Here is a 14,395-nt window from a genome sequence, read left to right on the forward strand (position 1 = left end):
CAGATTAAGAATTTAAGGCGATAAAAAGATCATCGAGGCCGTTGATGCTTGGGGCTGTAATGATGGCGTCGATATCAAAACCAGTCGCCGGATTTGTCTTAGTCCAGTTATGTAAAGTACGAATGTCTAGGATCAGCTGTTCGGCATTTTCAGCGATGCAAAGCGATTTTGGCAGCTTGCATAAGGACTTCGGCACGACGCGTATAAATTCCAAAACCGCATCCCACTCGTCAAACAACTGAATTCGGCCATCGCGCATGAAAGCGACGTGGGAGACCACACGTTCGAGGTCGCTCAGTAAATGGCTGGAGATGATGATGGTGGGGGCGTACTCAGGCTCGCTATCGTTCACCTCATCGACGGAATCCGAAAAAAATGATCGCCCATCTTGAAACAAAGAGCGCATGAAATCACGTCGCGTCATAGGATCGAGGCTGGACACGGGTTCATCCAAAATAATGAGGTCTGGCTGATGCGCAAGCGCGAGCACCACTGCTAATTTTTGTTGATCGCCTCCCGACAGTTGACTAACTTCGCGCCCCATCGGTAAGCGTAAGCGCAGTGCCAATTCTATCGCGCGTCTCTCACGCCATTTTGGGTAGGCCTGCCCTATCATCGTGATGTGCTTTTCTACGGTCATCCACGGAAACAGATCAGCCGATTGCGCAACAAAGCCGAGACGTTCGCGGACGGTGTCATCCATTTCTAGTGCGGGAATGTCGAACAGATGCACCTGACCTTGATGGGGAATTTGTAGTCCAACCAAGCAACGCAATAGTGTCGATTTACCGCAGCCATTGGCGCCGATCAAACCGACTACGGCACCTTGAGGAATCGCCAGATTAACGTCTTGCAATATCGATTTAAAGCTATAAGAGAAATGTAGATTTTCGCAAGTGACGGCATTCTTATTCTTGCTCTGTGTGCTAGTCTTGGTCTGCATTTTTCTTACTCTCCATCTCAATTGTCTTGAGCGCTTGCTCAAATAGTTTTACCGCCTGCGTTCTCTCCATGCCGAGTTGGTGCACGACTTGAGCCGCGTTTAACATCGCTGGCATGGCAAGATTGGTTTTGTCTCTTGCTGTATTGCGTCGTTCTGCAACGACCATGCCTACACCACGCATACGCACTAATACACCTTCAATCTCCAGCATGTTGTACGCCTTGCTGACTGTCATGGGATTGATCGCATGATGCAATGCTACGGTGCGAACGGATGGCAAAGTATCACCTGACTGCAGTTGTCCGCTCGCGATAAATCGTTTCACCTGATCGATGATCTGGCGAAATATGGGTGTGCTACTGGAAGGGTGGATATCGTAATTCATTGCGAATTAGTGTATCACTACGATAATACGCATTGCAAGTGAAAATTTTTGAGATAGTTCGAAGTGTTAACACGCAGATTAATAACAGGGAATCGCGCGATTTGTATTTTGCGCTTGATGCAACTTGGAGAGGAGATTTGATTTTGTCGTGGCAGCTTGTTTGGTGTCTTGTCGACACCAAACAGATTTTCTTGCAATACTAGATATGCAAAGCATGCCCCAAAGCTCGTAACGCTGCTTCTTGCACCGCTTCACCTAGAGTTGGATGAGAGTGGATAGTCCCGGCTACATCTTCTAAAGTGGAGCCCATTTCCAAGGATAATCCAAACGCTGTGCTGAGTTCCGAAACGCCTTTACCTACAGCTTGCCAACCAAGGATCAAGTGATTATCTTTGCGAGCGACTACACGCACAAAGCCATCAGTGGATTCTAGTGTCATCGAACGACCATTGGCCGCGAATGGGAACATGGCGGTGATGTGCTCTATGCCAGCGGCTTGGGCTTCTTGCGGTGATTTTCCGACCACGACTAATTCTGGATCGGTGAAGCAAACGGCAGGGATAGAAGCCGGTGTGAAATGACGGCGTTTGCCGGCAATGATCTCCGCCACCATTTCGCCTTGCGCCATGGCCCGATGTGCCAACATCGGTTCGCCCGCTACGTCGCCGATTGCCCACACATCACGCATGGAAGTGCGGCATTGATCGTCGATTTTGATGGCTCGGCCGTCCATGTCTAACATCAGACTTTCTAAGCCAAAACCTTGCGTGCGTGGACGGCGTCCGACGGCGACTAAGACTTTGTCGCAGGCTAGTTCAGATTCTTCACTTGCCGCATTTTTCACGCGCACGGCGTCGCCTGCTGCATTCATACCTTGTACCGTTAAACCGAGATGTACTTCCACGCCCAATTGTTTGAGCGCGGTCTTCACGACCTTGGTTAGGTCTTCGTCGTAAGCAGGCAAGATGCGATCTAAGGATTCGACGACTGCTACTTCGGCACCCAGCTTGCGATACGCGATACCTAGTTCCAAACCGATGTAGCCACCACCAACCACGACCAATTTTTTGGGTACTTCGGTCGGGGATAAAGCTTCGGTCGAACTGATGACTTTGCCGTTGCCAGCACCAAAGGGCATGAAAGGAAGCTCTACTGGCGTTGAACCAGAAGCGATCAATAGATGCTGGCAAGTAATGCGTGTGACTTCTTTGCCGTCTTGCATGACGGCGACGGTTTTGCCATCAAGAATCTGCGCCCAGCCTTTGACGACTTGCGCGCCATTCTTTTTCAATAATGCGCCAACGCCTGTGGTTAAGCGTTTGACGATGCCATCTTTCCAGCTAACGGTTTGCGCGATATTGATGCTGGGATCGCTGACCTGTATGCCTATGGATGAGCCGTGAGAGTAATGCTTGGCTTTTTCGAATTCTTCGGCAGCATGGATGAGCGCTTTGGAAGGGATACAGCCGATGTTGAGGCAAGTGCCGCCGAGTTGATCGCCCACGATCAAAATCGTGGCGATGCCCAATTGCGCGGCGCGGATGGCGGCGATGTAACCGCCAGGGCCACCGCCGATGACGATTAGGGTTGTGGATGTTGTTTGCATTTTTGTTCCTTGAAGCAGTTTTTTTAACGTCTTCTAAAATAGGGATGAAGTCAAAATCATCGTATCAACATTGAGGCGTCGCTCCTGCGTAGGCAGGAGCCCAGTGGCTTTCGTTGATCAAGCAACGACGCTGGATTCCTGCCTGCGCAGGAATGACATCAAAATGCTTACGCTTACTTTCTAGACTCGGCGTCTTACTCAATAAAAAGCGTAGCCGGACATTCCAAATACCCGCGTATGGTTTGAATAAACTGCGCCGCATCCATGCCATCAACGACTCGATGATCAAATGAGGACGACAGATTCATCATCTTCCGTGCGACGACTTGACCATTGCGTATCATCGGGCGTTCCACCATTTTGTTCACGCCTATGATGGCGACCTCAGGTGAATTGATAACCGGTGTCGAGACGATGCCGCCTAAAGCGCCCAAGCTGGAAATCGTAATCGTTGAACCCGACAATTCTTCACGCGTCGCTTTGCCTATGCGTGCTGCTTCTGCCAGTCTTCCCATTTCATTGGCATTGCCCCACAAATCGCGTGCCTCAGCGTGGCGCACCACAGGCACCATCAAGCCCGCTGGCGTTTGCGCTGCGATGCCTAAATGGACTGCGGCAAATTGCGTGACCACACCGGCTTCATCATCGTAGCGCGCATTAATTTGTGGATAGTCGCGTACTGCTAATACCACTGCGCGCATCAGCAGTGGTAGCAAACTCAGCTTGCCGCGTTCTTTGCCCCATTTCTGATTGAGCTGCGTGCGCAGTGCTTCGAGTTCGGTGACATCCACTTCTTCGACGTAAGAGAAATGCGGAATGCGACGTTTGGCGTCCTGCATTTTTTGCGCGATTTTGCGACGCAGGCCGATGACGGGAATCGCGGTTTCTTCATGTAGTTCACGATAGCTGTTACCGCCAGAAGCGATCGGTACCGATCCACGCGCGACATAGGCATCTAAATCGTCTTGCGTGATGCGACCCGCTGCGCCCGTGCCAGGAACGAATTGCAATTCCACGCCAAGATCCCAAGCGCGACGACGTACTGCTGGCGAGGCGATAGGTTTTTCACCACTGGCGCGTGCTGCGCTTGGAACGCTGCTACTGGTTTTTGCTGCCGATGTGGCTGCTGCCGCGACAGGCGCTTTTGCTGGTGCTGGAGCGGCTGGCTTCTCCACAACTGGCGCAGGTGCTGTTGTAACTGGTTCCGCTTTTGCAGGAGCAGGCGTAGGTGCAGCAGCGGCGGCATTCGCATCCACATTGCCAGCACCTTCAACTTCAATACGAATCAACTCTGAACCGACCGCCATGACTTGACCAGCGGCGCCACCAAGCGCTAAGACCTTGCCATGCACAGGGCTAGGAATTTCGATTGTGGCTTTGTCAGTCATGACGTCCGCCATGACCTGATCTTCTGTGATCATATCGCCGACTTTGACATTCCACGCGACCAATTCAACTTCTGCAATACCTTCGCCGATATCCGGCATTTTAATGACATGAATACCCATCTTATTTCTCCATCGCACGTTTAAATGCCGCGGCAACGCGGGCTGGACCAGGGAAGTAATCCCACTCTTGCGCATGCGGGTAGGGAGTATCCCAGCCTGTCACGCGTTCGATTGGGGCTTCGAGATGGTAGAAACAATGTTCTTGCACCAGCGCAGTCAACTCAGCGCCAAAGCCGCTAGTGCGTGTCGCTTCATGCACAACCACGCAACGACCCGTCTTTTTCACCGAGGCCAAAATGGTCGGTAAATCCAAAGGCCAAATGCTACGCAAATCGATGATCTCGGCATCGACACCACTTTCCGCCGCTGCTGCTTCGGATACCCAGACCATGGTGCCGTAAGTCAGCACTGTCAGATCTTTGCCTTCGCGGAACACAGATGCGGATTCCAACGGCACGGTGTAGTAGCCTTCAGGTACATCGCCCATAGGATGCTTAGACCAAGGCACGACTGGCTGATCATGGTGACCATTGAACGGGCCGTTATAAATACGTTTAGGTTCCAAGAAAATGACGGGATCATTGTTCTCGATTGAAGCGATCAACAAACCTTTCGCGTCGTAAGGATTGGACGGCATCACGGTGCGCAAACCGCAGACATGCGTGAACACCGCTTCTGGACTTTGGCTATGGGTTTGACCACCATAAATACCACCACCGCAAGGCGTACGTATCGTCAGCGGTGCGATGAAATCACCGGCTGAGCGGAAACGCAAACGCGCCGCTTCCGATACGATTTGGTCGTACGCAGGATAAATGTAATCAGCAAATTGAATTTCGATCACAGGACGCAAACCATAAGCGCCCATGCCGACTGCCGCGCCGACGATTCCGCTTTCTGAAATCGGTGCATCAAACACACGCGATTTGCCGTATTTCTTTTGCAGACCTTCGGTACAACGAAACACGCCACCGAAGTAGCCAACGTCTTGCCCGAATACCACTACATTGTCATCACGCTCCAACATCACATCCATCGCTGAACGCAGCGCTTGGATCATGGTCATGGGCGTGGATTTTCCCTTTACATCATTGCTCATTTTTAGATCCCCAATTGTTGGCGTTGCTGACGCAAATGCTCAGGCATTTGTTCATAGATGTCCTCAAACATTTCTGCGGGACTAAATACATGGTTGTCTGCCAGAGAGCCAAATTTCTCAGCTTCTTTCTGCGCAGCGATCACCATCGCCTCTAATTCTTTTTGGGTATCCTCATGTTCTTGTTCTGACCATGCTCCTTGATTGATCAAGTATTGTTTCAAACGAGCGATAGGGTCGCCCAAGGGGAAATGATTTGCATCATCCAAAGGACGATATTTGGATGGATCATCCGAGGTCGAATGTGGACCTGCGCGATAGGTCACCCATTCAATTAAAGTAGGACCGAGATTGTTGCGAGCACGGTCTGCTGCCCATTTTGAAGCTGCATAGACAGCGAGGAAATCATTGCCATCAACGCGTAAAGAGGCAATGCCACAACCCACGCCACGCGCTGCGAACGTCGTGTTCTCACCACCCGCAATCGCTTGGAAAGTCGAGATCGCCCATTGATTATTCACCACATTCAAAATCACCGGCGCGTGATACACATGCGCGAAAGTCAATGCGGTATCGAAGTCCGCTTCTGCAGTGGCACCATCGCCTATCCATGCCGACGCGATCTTGGTATCGTTCTTAATCGCCGATGCCATCGCCCAGCCGACTGCTTGAATGTACTGTGTGGCAAGATTGCCAGAAATCGAAAAGAAACCTGCTTCGCGGATTGAATACATGACAGGTAATTGGCGACCTTTGAGCGGGTCATCCTCGTTCGACATCAATTGACAAATCAAACCATGCAAAGGCACATCACGTGCCATCAAAATACTTTGCTGGCGATAGGTCGGGAAGCACATGTCGTCGCGATTCAAAGCCATCGCTTGCGCGGCCCCAATCGCTTCTTCGCCCAAGCTTTGCATGTAGAAGGACATTTTCTTTTGGCGCTGCGCGATCAACATACGCGAATCGAACACGCGTGTTTTCATCATCGCCCGCATCCCAGCGCGCAAAGTTTCTATACTAATGTCCGGCACCCAAGGACCAACCGCATTGCCTTGCTCATCGAGCACGCGTATCAGCGAATACGCCATATCACGCGTATCGACTGGTGTCACATCGACGTCGGGTCGGCGTACTTCACCTGCTGGCGATAATCGCAAATAAGAAAAATCGGTAGTTTGGCCGGGACGGCCGGTGGGTTCCGGTACGTGTAGACGTAGCGGTTCTGTTTGTGGCATGTAAGTCTCCTTGCTCAATTGTGTTGGGCAATATTGGTCAAATTCTTTGCAGCACCTCGTTTTATGGCACTGCATTTTTCTTTTATTGGTTCATTGATTTCTTATGGAAATCAACTCGTTGAAAGCATTCAATCTTTCTGGCGCAAAGTATCCACAAAACACCAGCTATTGGCAAGTGAAGTAAGCTTGTTTGTTGATCTTGTCCAAGAAATTTTGTGCTTGATTTTTTTTGCTAAGTAGAGAGGAATTGAAAAAATAATTTGCTGCATTGCCGCATCCACTCATCATCGTCCTAGAGGTGATTGTGATTTATGTAGCTGTCTGAGTCATCTGCAATTTTTCGATGGTCTTGCTGAATTTAATTCATTGCCAGCTCTTCTAATTTACGCAGTTGTTATTTACTATTAGCCGCTACTTCTTGATTCGCGGTTTGGATCGTGAGGCGCGCAATCGTCATAAATCTTGACGTTCATTTGTGAGTGTTCGTTTGGGATCTTGCAATGGATCACGCCATCGGTCAAGGAGTCTAAAAAAGCCAGCAGAATGATGTGGATTGTTTGTGCAGATTCGAGATTAGTCGTACTTAATCTCAGGGACTTTTTCGATTAGACTAATGAGGTCATGCATCGAAGCAAATCATCATAGGAAATTTGGAAGCTAGAAGATGTATCAGGTAGTGCGATTGGTGCGCCTTATACTTTTTTCTTGCCGTCTGCGTAGCGCATGTGGATACCAATCATTTCTCGTGGCGGTGATCAATTTGTAGCGCGGCTCAGCAATTTGCCACTTTATATCCTCGACTTGCGTATCAATGATGAATTCATATGGTCGTCTTGCGAGCTTTCGTTCATTGATAGCCCCGCCATTGACGCGTGAAATTGAGTAGGTGTGGAATGTGCAGGCCGAGCAATTTGAAAAACGTCCTGTCAACAAATGAATTCAACTCGATTAGGGTAATTATGCATCCAGATAAAGTTTGCCGTGAACGTGTGCAAGTTCTGACTGATTTGCCGAATATTGGTAAAGCTGGCGCTGCCGACCTCGTATTACTCGGGATTTTGCATCCTCAAGAATTAATTGGACGTGATCCTTTTCATATGTACCGCCAATTGTGTGAGCTTACCCAGCAAAGGCACGACCCATGTGTCATAGATGTGTTTATGTCGGTGACACGATTTATGGCAGGTGAGCCAGCGCAAGCTTGGTGGAGCTTTACAGAAGAGCGAAAGCAGTTGCTGACCCAAGCTGCCACCCTTAGTCAGGACTAAGTCCATCCTCTGAATGCGCTTTTTTTGCAGAATCAAAATCGACTTTGGTTCTATGTGACGGTACCTTTGGGCTTGTCATATGGGCCAATAAAAATAAACTCGGCCTCGTTCCAAACTTCACCCAGACTTTGCGGTCTTACTCGCCAAATTACGGTCTTTTTCGGGTTTTAAACAGCATAAACGCCTGTCTTTTTTGAAATTGCTGACTCTAAGTTCATTTATTTTCGCTGAATTTGTGCGATGCAGAAGAGGTAAATTCAGTATTTTATATTTTATTTAAATTAAATTTGGCTGTTATTGTATTTTAATGAATTTAATTATTTCGTTACATTTTTCATAGCGTGGGAAGAGCACTCAAATTCTCGATCTGGTTTACAATCTCGTCTTTAATATAGAAATCAATCGTCGTGCCCAATTTAGTTGAAATTCGTGATTTGCAGTTTGGCTATGGCAACCGGAATATTTTGTCCGGTTTGGACATGGATTTTCCGCGCGGTAAAGTGATTGCCGTGATGGGAGGCTCGGGTTCAGGTAAGACCACTATCCTGCGTTTGATCGGCGGTCAGATTACGCCTCAACGCGGTCACGTGGCTGTCAATGGTGAAATTGTTCATCAATTAAAAACGCCAGGTATGTATGCCCTCCGCCGCAAGATGGGCATGCTGTTTCAGCACGGCGCTCTGTTTACTGACCTTAGCGTTTTCGATAATGTCGCCTTCCCGTTGCGCGAGCATGCCAAGTTACCAGAAAGTATGATTCAAGATCTGGTGATGATGAAGTTAAATGCGGTCGGTTTGCGCAATGCTGCGAAGCTTAAACCATCTGAAATCTCAGGTGGCATGGCGCGTCGAGTCGCTTTAGCGCGTGCCGTTGCACTTGATCCGCAATTGATTATGTATGACGAACCTTTTGCTGGACTTGACCCAATTTCTATGGGGGTAACGGCAACTTTGATTCGCAATTTGAATAATGCACTCGGTTCCACCAGTATTTTGGTATCGCATGATGTGCATGAAACATTCACGATTGCAGATTATGTTTATTTCCTGTCACAAGGCAAGATCGTCGCGCAAGGAACACCGCAAGAGATGCTGGAATCGACCGACCCGTATGTAAAACAATTTGTGCATGCAGAGAGTGATGGTCCGGTGCCTTTTCATTATCCCGGTAAGTCGATGGCTGAAGAGATTGGTTTGAAGCGACATTCCGGAGAGTCGACATGATTAGTAATTTTGTTAGTCGGCTCGGACAGGTCACTCGCGAGACGATCACAGATCTTGGCCATGCGAGTCGCAGTTTTGTAAACATCGTGATCAACGCCCCGAGCCTGTGGCGTAGACCACAACTGATTGCCGATCAAGTGCATTTCATCGGCAATTATTCCTTAGTGATTATCGCCATTTCTGGTTTGTTTGTTGGATTTGTGCTGGGCTACCAAGGTTATTACACCTTGAATCGATATGGATCAGAAGAAGCCTTGGGCTTATTAGTCGCTTTGTCGTTGGTACGCGAACTTGGACCTGTGGTGACCGCTTTGTTATTCGCAGGTCGCGCAGGAACGTCGTTGACCGCAGAAATCGGTTTGATGAAGGCTGGCGAACAATTAGCGGCAATGGAAATGATGGCGGTAAATCCTTTGCAGCGTGTGGTTGCGCCGCGTTTTATTGCAGGTGTGATTGCTCTGCCTATCCTGACTTTGATCTTTAATGCGATGGGCATTATTGGTGGCTACTTGGTTGGCGTGTCTTTGATTGGTGTTGACAGTGGTTCGTTTTGGTCGCAAATGCAGGCTGGCGTTGATATTTGGAACGATCTTGGCAACGGCAGTATTAAGAGCATCGTATTTGGCTTTGCGGTCACTTTTGTGGCGCTGTATCAAGGGTATGAAGCAACTCCAACGCCAGAAGGTGTGGCGCGTGCCACGACCCGTACGGTAGTGATTTCTTCCTTGTTGGTGTTGTGGCTGGATTTCTTGTTGACCGCATGGATGTTCCAGTAATCCGTTTTCTGAATTTGAATTTATACAATCGCACCGAAGACGATGACGTCATGGTGGATTTTGGTAAGAGGTAAAACAATGCAAAAAAAATCAATCGACTTTTGGGTCGGCATCTTTGTCCTGCTCGGTGCGGCATCTTTATTATTTTTGGCTTTGAAGGCTGGCAATATGAGCAGTCTGTCATTTGATCAGACCTACGAAGTGACGACAAAATTCGACAATATTGGTGGGCTCAAGCCAAACGCCGCGGTGAAGAGTGCAGGTGTGGTGGTAGGTCGGGTTAGCTCCATTAATTTTGATGATAAGAGTTTTCAAGCAACCGTGATCTTAAAAATGGAAAAACGTTACAGTTTTCCAAAAGATACTTCTGCCAAAATTTTGACCGCTGGTTTACTGGGTGAGCAATACATAGGTTTGGAAGCTGGTGGTGATATCAAGAATTTGGCAGCTGGGGACAAAATCACTATGACGCAATCCGCAGTGGTACTCGAAAATTTGATCAGTCAATTTTTGTTTAGTAAAGCTGCGGAAGGCAAGGAAGAGCAAAAATGAAAGCCCGCTTTTTGAACTTATTTAGTCTGCGCTCTTTAGCGGTACGACTTCTAATACTCTGTGCGCTTGGTACAACAGTGACGGCTTGCTCTACCGTAGCCAAGGTTAAGACGAACGCCTTGGTTACTTTGGAAAAAGTCAGTGAGACGACGGGAATTGGCAATAATCCAGATGATCCTTTAGAAGGATTTAATCGCTCGATGTTCAATTTTAATGAGAGTCTTGACGCGACCGTGTTGAAGCCGACAGCGCAGGCATATCAGACAATGACGCCAGATTTTGTGCAAACTGGCATTGGTAATTTCTTCGGAAATATTGGTGATGCTTGGACTGCAGTCAATAATGTTTTACAAGGAAATATCGGGGATGGTGTTAATGATATTTTGCGTTTTGGCGTCAATACGACTTTCGGTTTAGCCGGTTTTATCGATATCGCCAGTGCGGCTGGGATGCCTAAGCACAGGGCTGATTTCGGGCAGACGCTGGGCGTGTGGGGGGTACCATCTGGACCATTTGTCATGTTGCCGATTTTAGGGGCATCGACCTTGCGTGACACGATTGCAACGCCGATCGACTTCAAAGGTGACCTCTTATACTCTCAAACGTCAACTGCGGTGAAAAACTCGACTTCGTTACTCAAAGTGGTAGATAAGCGTGCCGCAGCTTTGGATGCGGTGAGCTTGATTGAGGAAGCTGCACTGGATAAATATGTGTTTATTCGTGGAGCCTACTTGCAAAGAAGAGAAAGTCAGATTAGTGCGGGAAAAAGAGAAGAGCAGGAATAGTCCAGCAGGTTTACAGAATGTGGCTTGGCGCATGCTAGATGATGTGGCCTTGAAAATGCGTCAACCGAACGCCTACGACTATAGTTAACGTGGAAACGTAGTGATTGAATCAAGTTCCACAAGTAATCTCACAAATCAGGGAAATATGATGAAAAAAATTAGTCAGTTTTTAGTTGGTCTTTGTTTCAGTATAGGCTTGTTGGGAGCTGCCCAAGCGCAAGAGGCTCCTGATGTTTTGATTAAGCGCTTGAGCACAGAAATCGTTGACGCAGCCAAGAACGACAAAGATATTCAGTCTGGTAATCGCCAGCGCATTAATGATTTGGTTGAAGCAAAGGTGCTGCCACACATTAATTTTGAGCGCATGACGTCATTAGCGGTGAGTAAAAGCTGGCGTTCGGCAACGCCTGATCAGCAAAAGCAATTAGTGACGGAATTTCGCACGTTACTAATTCATACTTATTCTGGTGCGATCACGCAAATTCGCGATCAACGTGTTGAATTCAAGCCATTCCGTAGTGCACCAGACGACACTGAAGTCGAAGTGAAAAGTTTGGTAATTCAAACCCGTGGCGAACCTTTGCAATTGAGCTACCGCCTCGAGAAAACGGCATCTGGCTGGAAAATTTTCGACATAAACGTGCTAGGCGCTTGGTTGGTCGAAACTTATAAAGGTAGTTTCTCTGCCGAAGTTAGTAAAAATGGCGTTGATGGCTTGATCAAAACCTTGGTCGAGAAAAACAAAAAGCTGGCCGCTGCGCCAGCTAAGAAATAATTTCTTTAAAATTATCGGAGTTCAGCATGGTCTTGCAAGATCAAGAATTAAGTTTGCGTAATGCAGTAACCGTTTCCCAAGCGGGTTTGCAAGCGATTCATGCTGGCTCTGATCAGATTGATATGTCAACTCTGCAAACGATCGATTCCTCGGCCGTGGCTGTCATGCTGGCGTGGCAACGTCAGGCGCAGTCTTTAAATCGGTCTTTGCAATTTACTGGGGTACCAGCAAGTTTAATCAGCTTAATTTCACTTTATGGGTTGAATGACTTCTTTCAAGTCATTGGTGTTAGCTCGCCTGAGCGACATTGATCCTCAACTCATCTGCATCAATTTGTCTATACAAGCGCTACGATAAAGCGTAACCCGTAGTCAGGCAAAATCCCCTATAATCGAAGGTTTTCACGGCATTTGTCGTGATCTTGTTTTGTATTCTTGTTTCGTCGTGAGCGAGCTCAGAGTTCGTTGGCAAAGAAGATGCGCAAGTTCAGATTATTTATTAACGAACCCTAAGTTCACAATCAATGCGCATAAGCGCGAATGCCACATGGCCGCCATACAAATTAGCAACGTACAAAAATCCTATCAGTCTGCAGGCAAACCGCTACAGGCTTTAGGTGGCGTTTCGCTCTCGATTGAAGAGGGCGAGTTTTTTGGTTTACTAGGACCGAATGGTGCTGGTAAAACCACGCTCATCTCGATCATTGCGGGTTTAAATCGTGCTGATTCTGGACAAGTATTGGTGCAAGGCCATGATGTTGTGCGTGATTACCGTGCCGCACGTAGCAAACTTGGTGTGGTGCCACAAGAATTGGTGTTCGATCCCTTCTTCACCGTACGTGAGACGCTGCGCCTGCAATCCGGTTATTTCGGCATCAAGAATAACGATGCTTGGATTGATGAGGTCATGGAAAACCTCGACCTGACAAATAAAGCTGATGCGAACATGCGCGCTTTATCAGGCGGTATGAAGCGCCGGGTTTTAGTTGCGCAGGCGCTGGTACATAAACCACCAGTCATTATTTTGGATGAGCCGACTGCAGGCGTCGATGTTGAGTTACGCCAAACTTTATGGAAGTTTATCGCGCGCTTGAATCGTGAAGGTCATACCATCGTGTTGACCACGCATTATCTGGAAGAAGCGCAAGCTTTGTGTAATCGGGTTGCGATGCTCAAAGCAGGTAAAGTGGTGGCGCTCGATACCATGTCCGCTCTCATTAAGCGCATCTCTGGTTCGCAAATGAAAGTGCAGTTGGCACAAGGCTCATTGTCAGCTCCCTTGCCGTCCTCTTTGCATAGTTTAATTATTCCATCGGAGTCGCAAGCAGAAGCGAATAGCTTTGCATTACGCATTACGAATTATGCTGAAGTTGAGCCTATTTTGGCGAGTCTACGGAGCGCGGGTTGTGTCATTGAAGACTTGCACTTGCAACAAGCAGATCTGGAAGATGTGTTCTTACAAATTATGGGTGGAGGGAATTCGCAATGATAGGCTTCCGCACCTTATTGTATAAAGAAGTTCTGCGTTTTTGGAAAGTCGCAACGCAAACGATTACAGCGCCGATCATGACGGCGATGATGTATTTGCTGATTTTTGGTCAAGCTTTGGAAGGCCATGTCAAAGTCCATGGCGTGACTTATATGGCGTTTTTGATTCCGGGCTTGGTGATGATGAGCGTTTTGCAAAATGCGTTTGCGAATGCCTCTTCGTCTTTGATTCAATCAAAGATTACTGGCAATCTGGTGTTCATCATGTTGCCGCCGCTCTCGCATTGGGAAATGTTTTTTGCCTATGTGTTGGCTGCCGTAGTACGCGGCCTTGCAGTCGGCTTGGGTGTGTTCGTGGTAACTGCTTGGTTTGCGCACTTAAGTTTTAATGCACCATTATGGATTGCTTTGTTTGCCGTCATGAGTGCCTTTGTGCTCGGTACTATGGGTTTGATTGTCGGTATTTGGGCAGAAAAATTTGATCAGTTGGCTGGCTTTCAGAATTTTGTGATTGTGCCCGCCACCTTTTTATCTGGTGTTTTTTATTCCATCAATTCACTGCCGCCAATTTGGCAAACAATTTCGCATTTCAATCCCTTCTTCTATATGATTGATGGCTTCCGATATGGCTTTACGGGGCAATCAGATGTTGATCCTGTACGTAGTTTAGTGATTGTTACTGTCTTCTTATTGGCATTGACTGGCGTGGCCATGCAAATGCTCCGTAGCGGTTATAAGTTACGACACTGAGTGCACCCTTGAGATCATTCATTGACGTGACAAGAATCAATTTCAGAAAATTTTTTAGAAAGA

The 14,395-nt window shown here is 47.9% G+C and carries 15 protein-coding genes; 9 read left to right on the plus strand and 6 right to left on the minus strand.

The annotated features are described in order from the left end of the window. Window positions 1-4: 4 nt before the first annotated feature. From H8K52_RS05010 to H8K52_RS05035, 6 genes are all read right to left on the minus strand, one after another. Window positions 5-943 carry an ABC transporter ATP-binding protein gene (locus H8K52_RS05010; protein WP_186921801.1) on the minus strand — a complete coding sequence of 313 codons (939 nt, stop codon included), beginning with the start codon at window positions 941-943 and terminating at the stop codon, window positions 5-7. Further along, complete coding sequence (locus H8K52_RS05015) at window positions 927-1,328, minus strand: GntR family transcriptional regulator (protein ID WP_186921802.1); 402 nt, start codon at window positions 1,326-1,328, stop codon at window positions 927-929. The genes H8K52_RS05010 and H8K52_RS05015 overlap by 17 nt, the downstream gene beginning before the upstream one ends. Before the next feature lie 199 nt (window positions 1,329-1,527). Continuing rightward, a complete protein-coding gene (lpdA, locus tag H8K52_RS05020) occupies window positions 1,528-2,934 on the minus strand; it encodes a dihydrolipoyl dehydrogenase (RefSeq protein ID WP_186921803.1) in 1,407 nt (468 codons plus the stop codon). 194 nt (window positions 2,935-3,128) lie between these two features. Next, window positions 3,129-4,442 carry a dihydrolipoamide acetyltransferase family protein gene (locus H8K52_RS05025; protein ID WP_186921804.1) on the minus strand — a complete coding sequence of 438 codons (1,314 nt, stop codon included), beginning with the start codon at window positions 4,440-4,442 and terminating at the stop codon, window positions 3,129-3,131. A gap of 1 nt (window position 4,443) precedes the next feature. Then, the gene (locus H8K52_RS05030) at window positions 4,444-5,481 is read right to left on the minus strand and encodes an alpha-ketoacid dehydrogenase subunit beta (protein WP_186921805.1); all 1,038 of its coding nucleotides are present in this window, start codon (window positions 5,479-5,481) and stop codon (window positions 4,444-4,446) included. Between the two features lie 2 nt (window positions 5,482-5,483). After that, window positions 5,484-6,716: a 3-methyl-2-oxobutanoate dehydrogenase (2-methylpropanoyl-transferring) subunit alpha gene (locus H8K52_RS05035; protein WP_186921806.1), complete on the minus strand. Its 1,233-nt coding sequence runs from the start codon at window positions 6,714-6,716 to the stop codon at window positions 5,484-5,486. Window positions 6,717-7,675: 959 nt separating this feature from the next. Here H8K52_RS05035 and H8K52_RS05040 point away from each other — a divergent pair. From H8K52_RS05040 to H8K52_RS05080, 9 genes are all read left to right on the plus strand, one after another. After that, window positions 7,676-7,984 (plus strand): helix-hairpin-helix domain-containing protein, encoded by a 309-nt coding sequence (locus H8K52_RS05040; protein WP_186921807.1) that lies wholly within the window; start codon window positions 7,676-7,678, stop codon window positions 7,982-7,984. Between the two features lie 407 nt (window positions 7,985-8,391). After that, window positions 8,392-9,207: an ABC transporter ATP-binding protein gene (locus tag H8K52_RS05045; RefSeq protein ID WP_186921808.1), complete on the plus strand. Its 816-nt coding sequence runs from the start codon at window positions 8,392-8,394 to the stop codon at window positions 9,205-9,207. Then, the gene (mlaE, locus tag H8K52_RS05050) at window positions 9,204-9,983 is read left to right on the plus strand and encodes a lipid asymmetry maintenance ABC transporter permease subunit MlaE (protein ID WP_186921809.1); all 780 of its coding nucleotides are present in this window, start codon (window positions 9,204-9,206) and stop codon (window positions 9,981-9,983) included. The genes H8K52_RS05045 and mlaE overlap by 4 nt, the downstream gene beginning before the upstream one ends. 78 nt (window positions 9,984-10,061) lie before the next feature. Continuing rightward, the gene (gene mlaD, locus H8K52_RS05055; protein ID WP_186921810.1) at window positions 10,062-10,535 is read left to right on the plus strand and encodes an outer membrane lipid asymmetry maintenance protein MlaD; all 474 of its coding nucleotides are present in this window, start codon (window positions 10,062-10,064) and stop codon (window positions 10,533-10,535) included. Beyond that, window positions 10,532-11,320 (plus strand): MlaA family lipoprotein, encoded by a 789-nt coding sequence (locus tag H8K52_RS05060; protein ID WP_186921811.1) that lies wholly within the window; start codon window positions 10,532-10,534, stop codon window positions 11,318-11,320. The genes mlaD and H8K52_RS05060 overlap by 4 nt, the downstream gene beginning before the upstream one ends. Before the next feature lie 148 nt (window positions 11,321-11,468). Beyond that, entirely contained in the window at window positions 11,469-12,095 is a 627-nt protein-coding gene (locus tag H8K52_RS05065) for an MlaC/ttg2D family ABC transporter substrate-binding protein (RefSeq protein WP_186921812.1), read from the plus strand. Window positions 12,096-12,121: 26 nt separating this feature from the next. Beyond that, a complete protein-coding gene (locus H8K52_RS05070) occupies window positions 12,122-12,406 on the plus strand; it encodes an STAS domain-containing protein (protein WP_186921813.1) in 285 nt (94 codons plus the stop codon). A 235-nt stretch (window positions 12,407-12,641) separates the two neighbouring features. Further along, entirely contained in the window at window positions 12,642-13,583 is a 942-nt protein-coding gene (locus H8K52_RS05075; protein ID WP_186921814.1) for an ABC transporter ATP-binding protein, read from the plus strand. After that, window positions 13,580-14,332 carry an ABC transporter permease gene (locus tag H8K52_RS05080; protein ID WP_186921815.1) on the plus strand — a complete coding sequence of 251 codons (753 nt, stop codon included), beginning with the start codon at window positions 13,580-13,582 and terminating at the stop codon, window positions 14,330-14,332. Before H8K52_RS05075 ends, H8K52_RS05080 begins: the two co-directional genes overlap by 4 nt. Window positions 14,333-14,395 lie beyond the last annotated feature (63 nt).

The organism is Affinundibacterium seohonense (assembly GCF_014284305.1).
Lineage (GTDB): Bacteria > Pseudomonadota > Gammaproteobacteria > Burkholderiales > Burkholderiaceae_D > Undibacterium > Undibacterium seohonense.

Excerpts from the sequence above, each read along its gene's own strand:
- H8K52_RS05010 (WP_186921801.1), bottom strand. The coding sequence starts at position 943 with ATGCAGACCAAGACTAGCACACAGAGCAAGAATAAGAATGCCGTCACT.
- H8K52_RS05025 (WP_186921804.1), bottom strand. The coding sequence starts at position 4,442 with ATGGGTATTCATGTCATTAAAATGCCGGATATCGGCGAAGGTATTGCA.
- H8K52_RS05060 (WP_186921811.1), top strand. The coding sequence starts at position 10,532 with ATGAAAGCCCGCTTTTTGAACTTATTTAGTCTGCGCTCTTTAGCGGTA.
- H8K52_RS05075 (WP_186921814.1), top strand. The coding sequence starts at position 12,642 with ATGGCCGCCATACAAATTAGCAACGTACAAAAATCCTATCAGTCTGCA.
- mlaD (WP_186921810.1), top strand. The coding sequence starts at position 10,062 with ATGCAAAAAAAATCAATCGACTTTTGGGTCGGCATCTTTGTCCTGCTC.
- H8K52_RS05040 (WP_186921807.1), top strand. The coding sequence starts at position 7,676 with ATGCATCCAGATAAAGTTTGCCGTGAACGTGTGCAAGTTCTGACTGAT.
- mlaE (WP_186921809.1), top strand. The coding sequence starts at position 9,204 with ATGATTAGTAATTTTGTTAGTCGGCTCGGACAGGTCACTCGCGAGACG.
- H8K52_RS05015 (WP_186921802.1), bottom strand. The coding sequence starts at position 1,328 with ATGAATTACGATATCCACCCTTCCAGTAGCACACCCATATTTCGCCAG.
- H8K52_RS05080 (WP_186921815.1), top strand. The coding sequence starts at position 13,580 with ATGATAGGCTTCCGCACCTTATTGTATAAAGAAGTTCTGCGTTTTTGG.
- H8K52_RS05070 (WP_186921813.1), top strand. The coding sequence starts at position 12,122 with ATGGTCTTGCAAGATCAAGAATTAAGTTTGCGTAATGCAGTAACCGTT.
- H8K52_RS05035 (WP_186921806.1), bottom strand. The coding sequence starts at position 6,716 with ATGCCACAAACAGAACCGCTACGTCTACACGTACCGGAACCCACCGGC.
- H8K52_RS05030 (WP_186921805.1), bottom strand. The coding sequence starts at position 5,481 with ATGAGCAATGATGTAAAGGGAAAATCCACGCCCATGACCATGATCCAA.
- H8K52_RS05065 (WP_186921812.1), top strand. The coding sequence starts at position 11,469 with ATGAAAAAAATTAGTCAGTTTTTAGTTGGTCTTTGTTTCAGTATAGGC.
- lpdA (WP_186921803.1), bottom strand. The coding sequence starts at position 2,934 with ATGCAAACAACATCCACAACCCTAATCGTCATCGGCGGTGGCCCTGGC.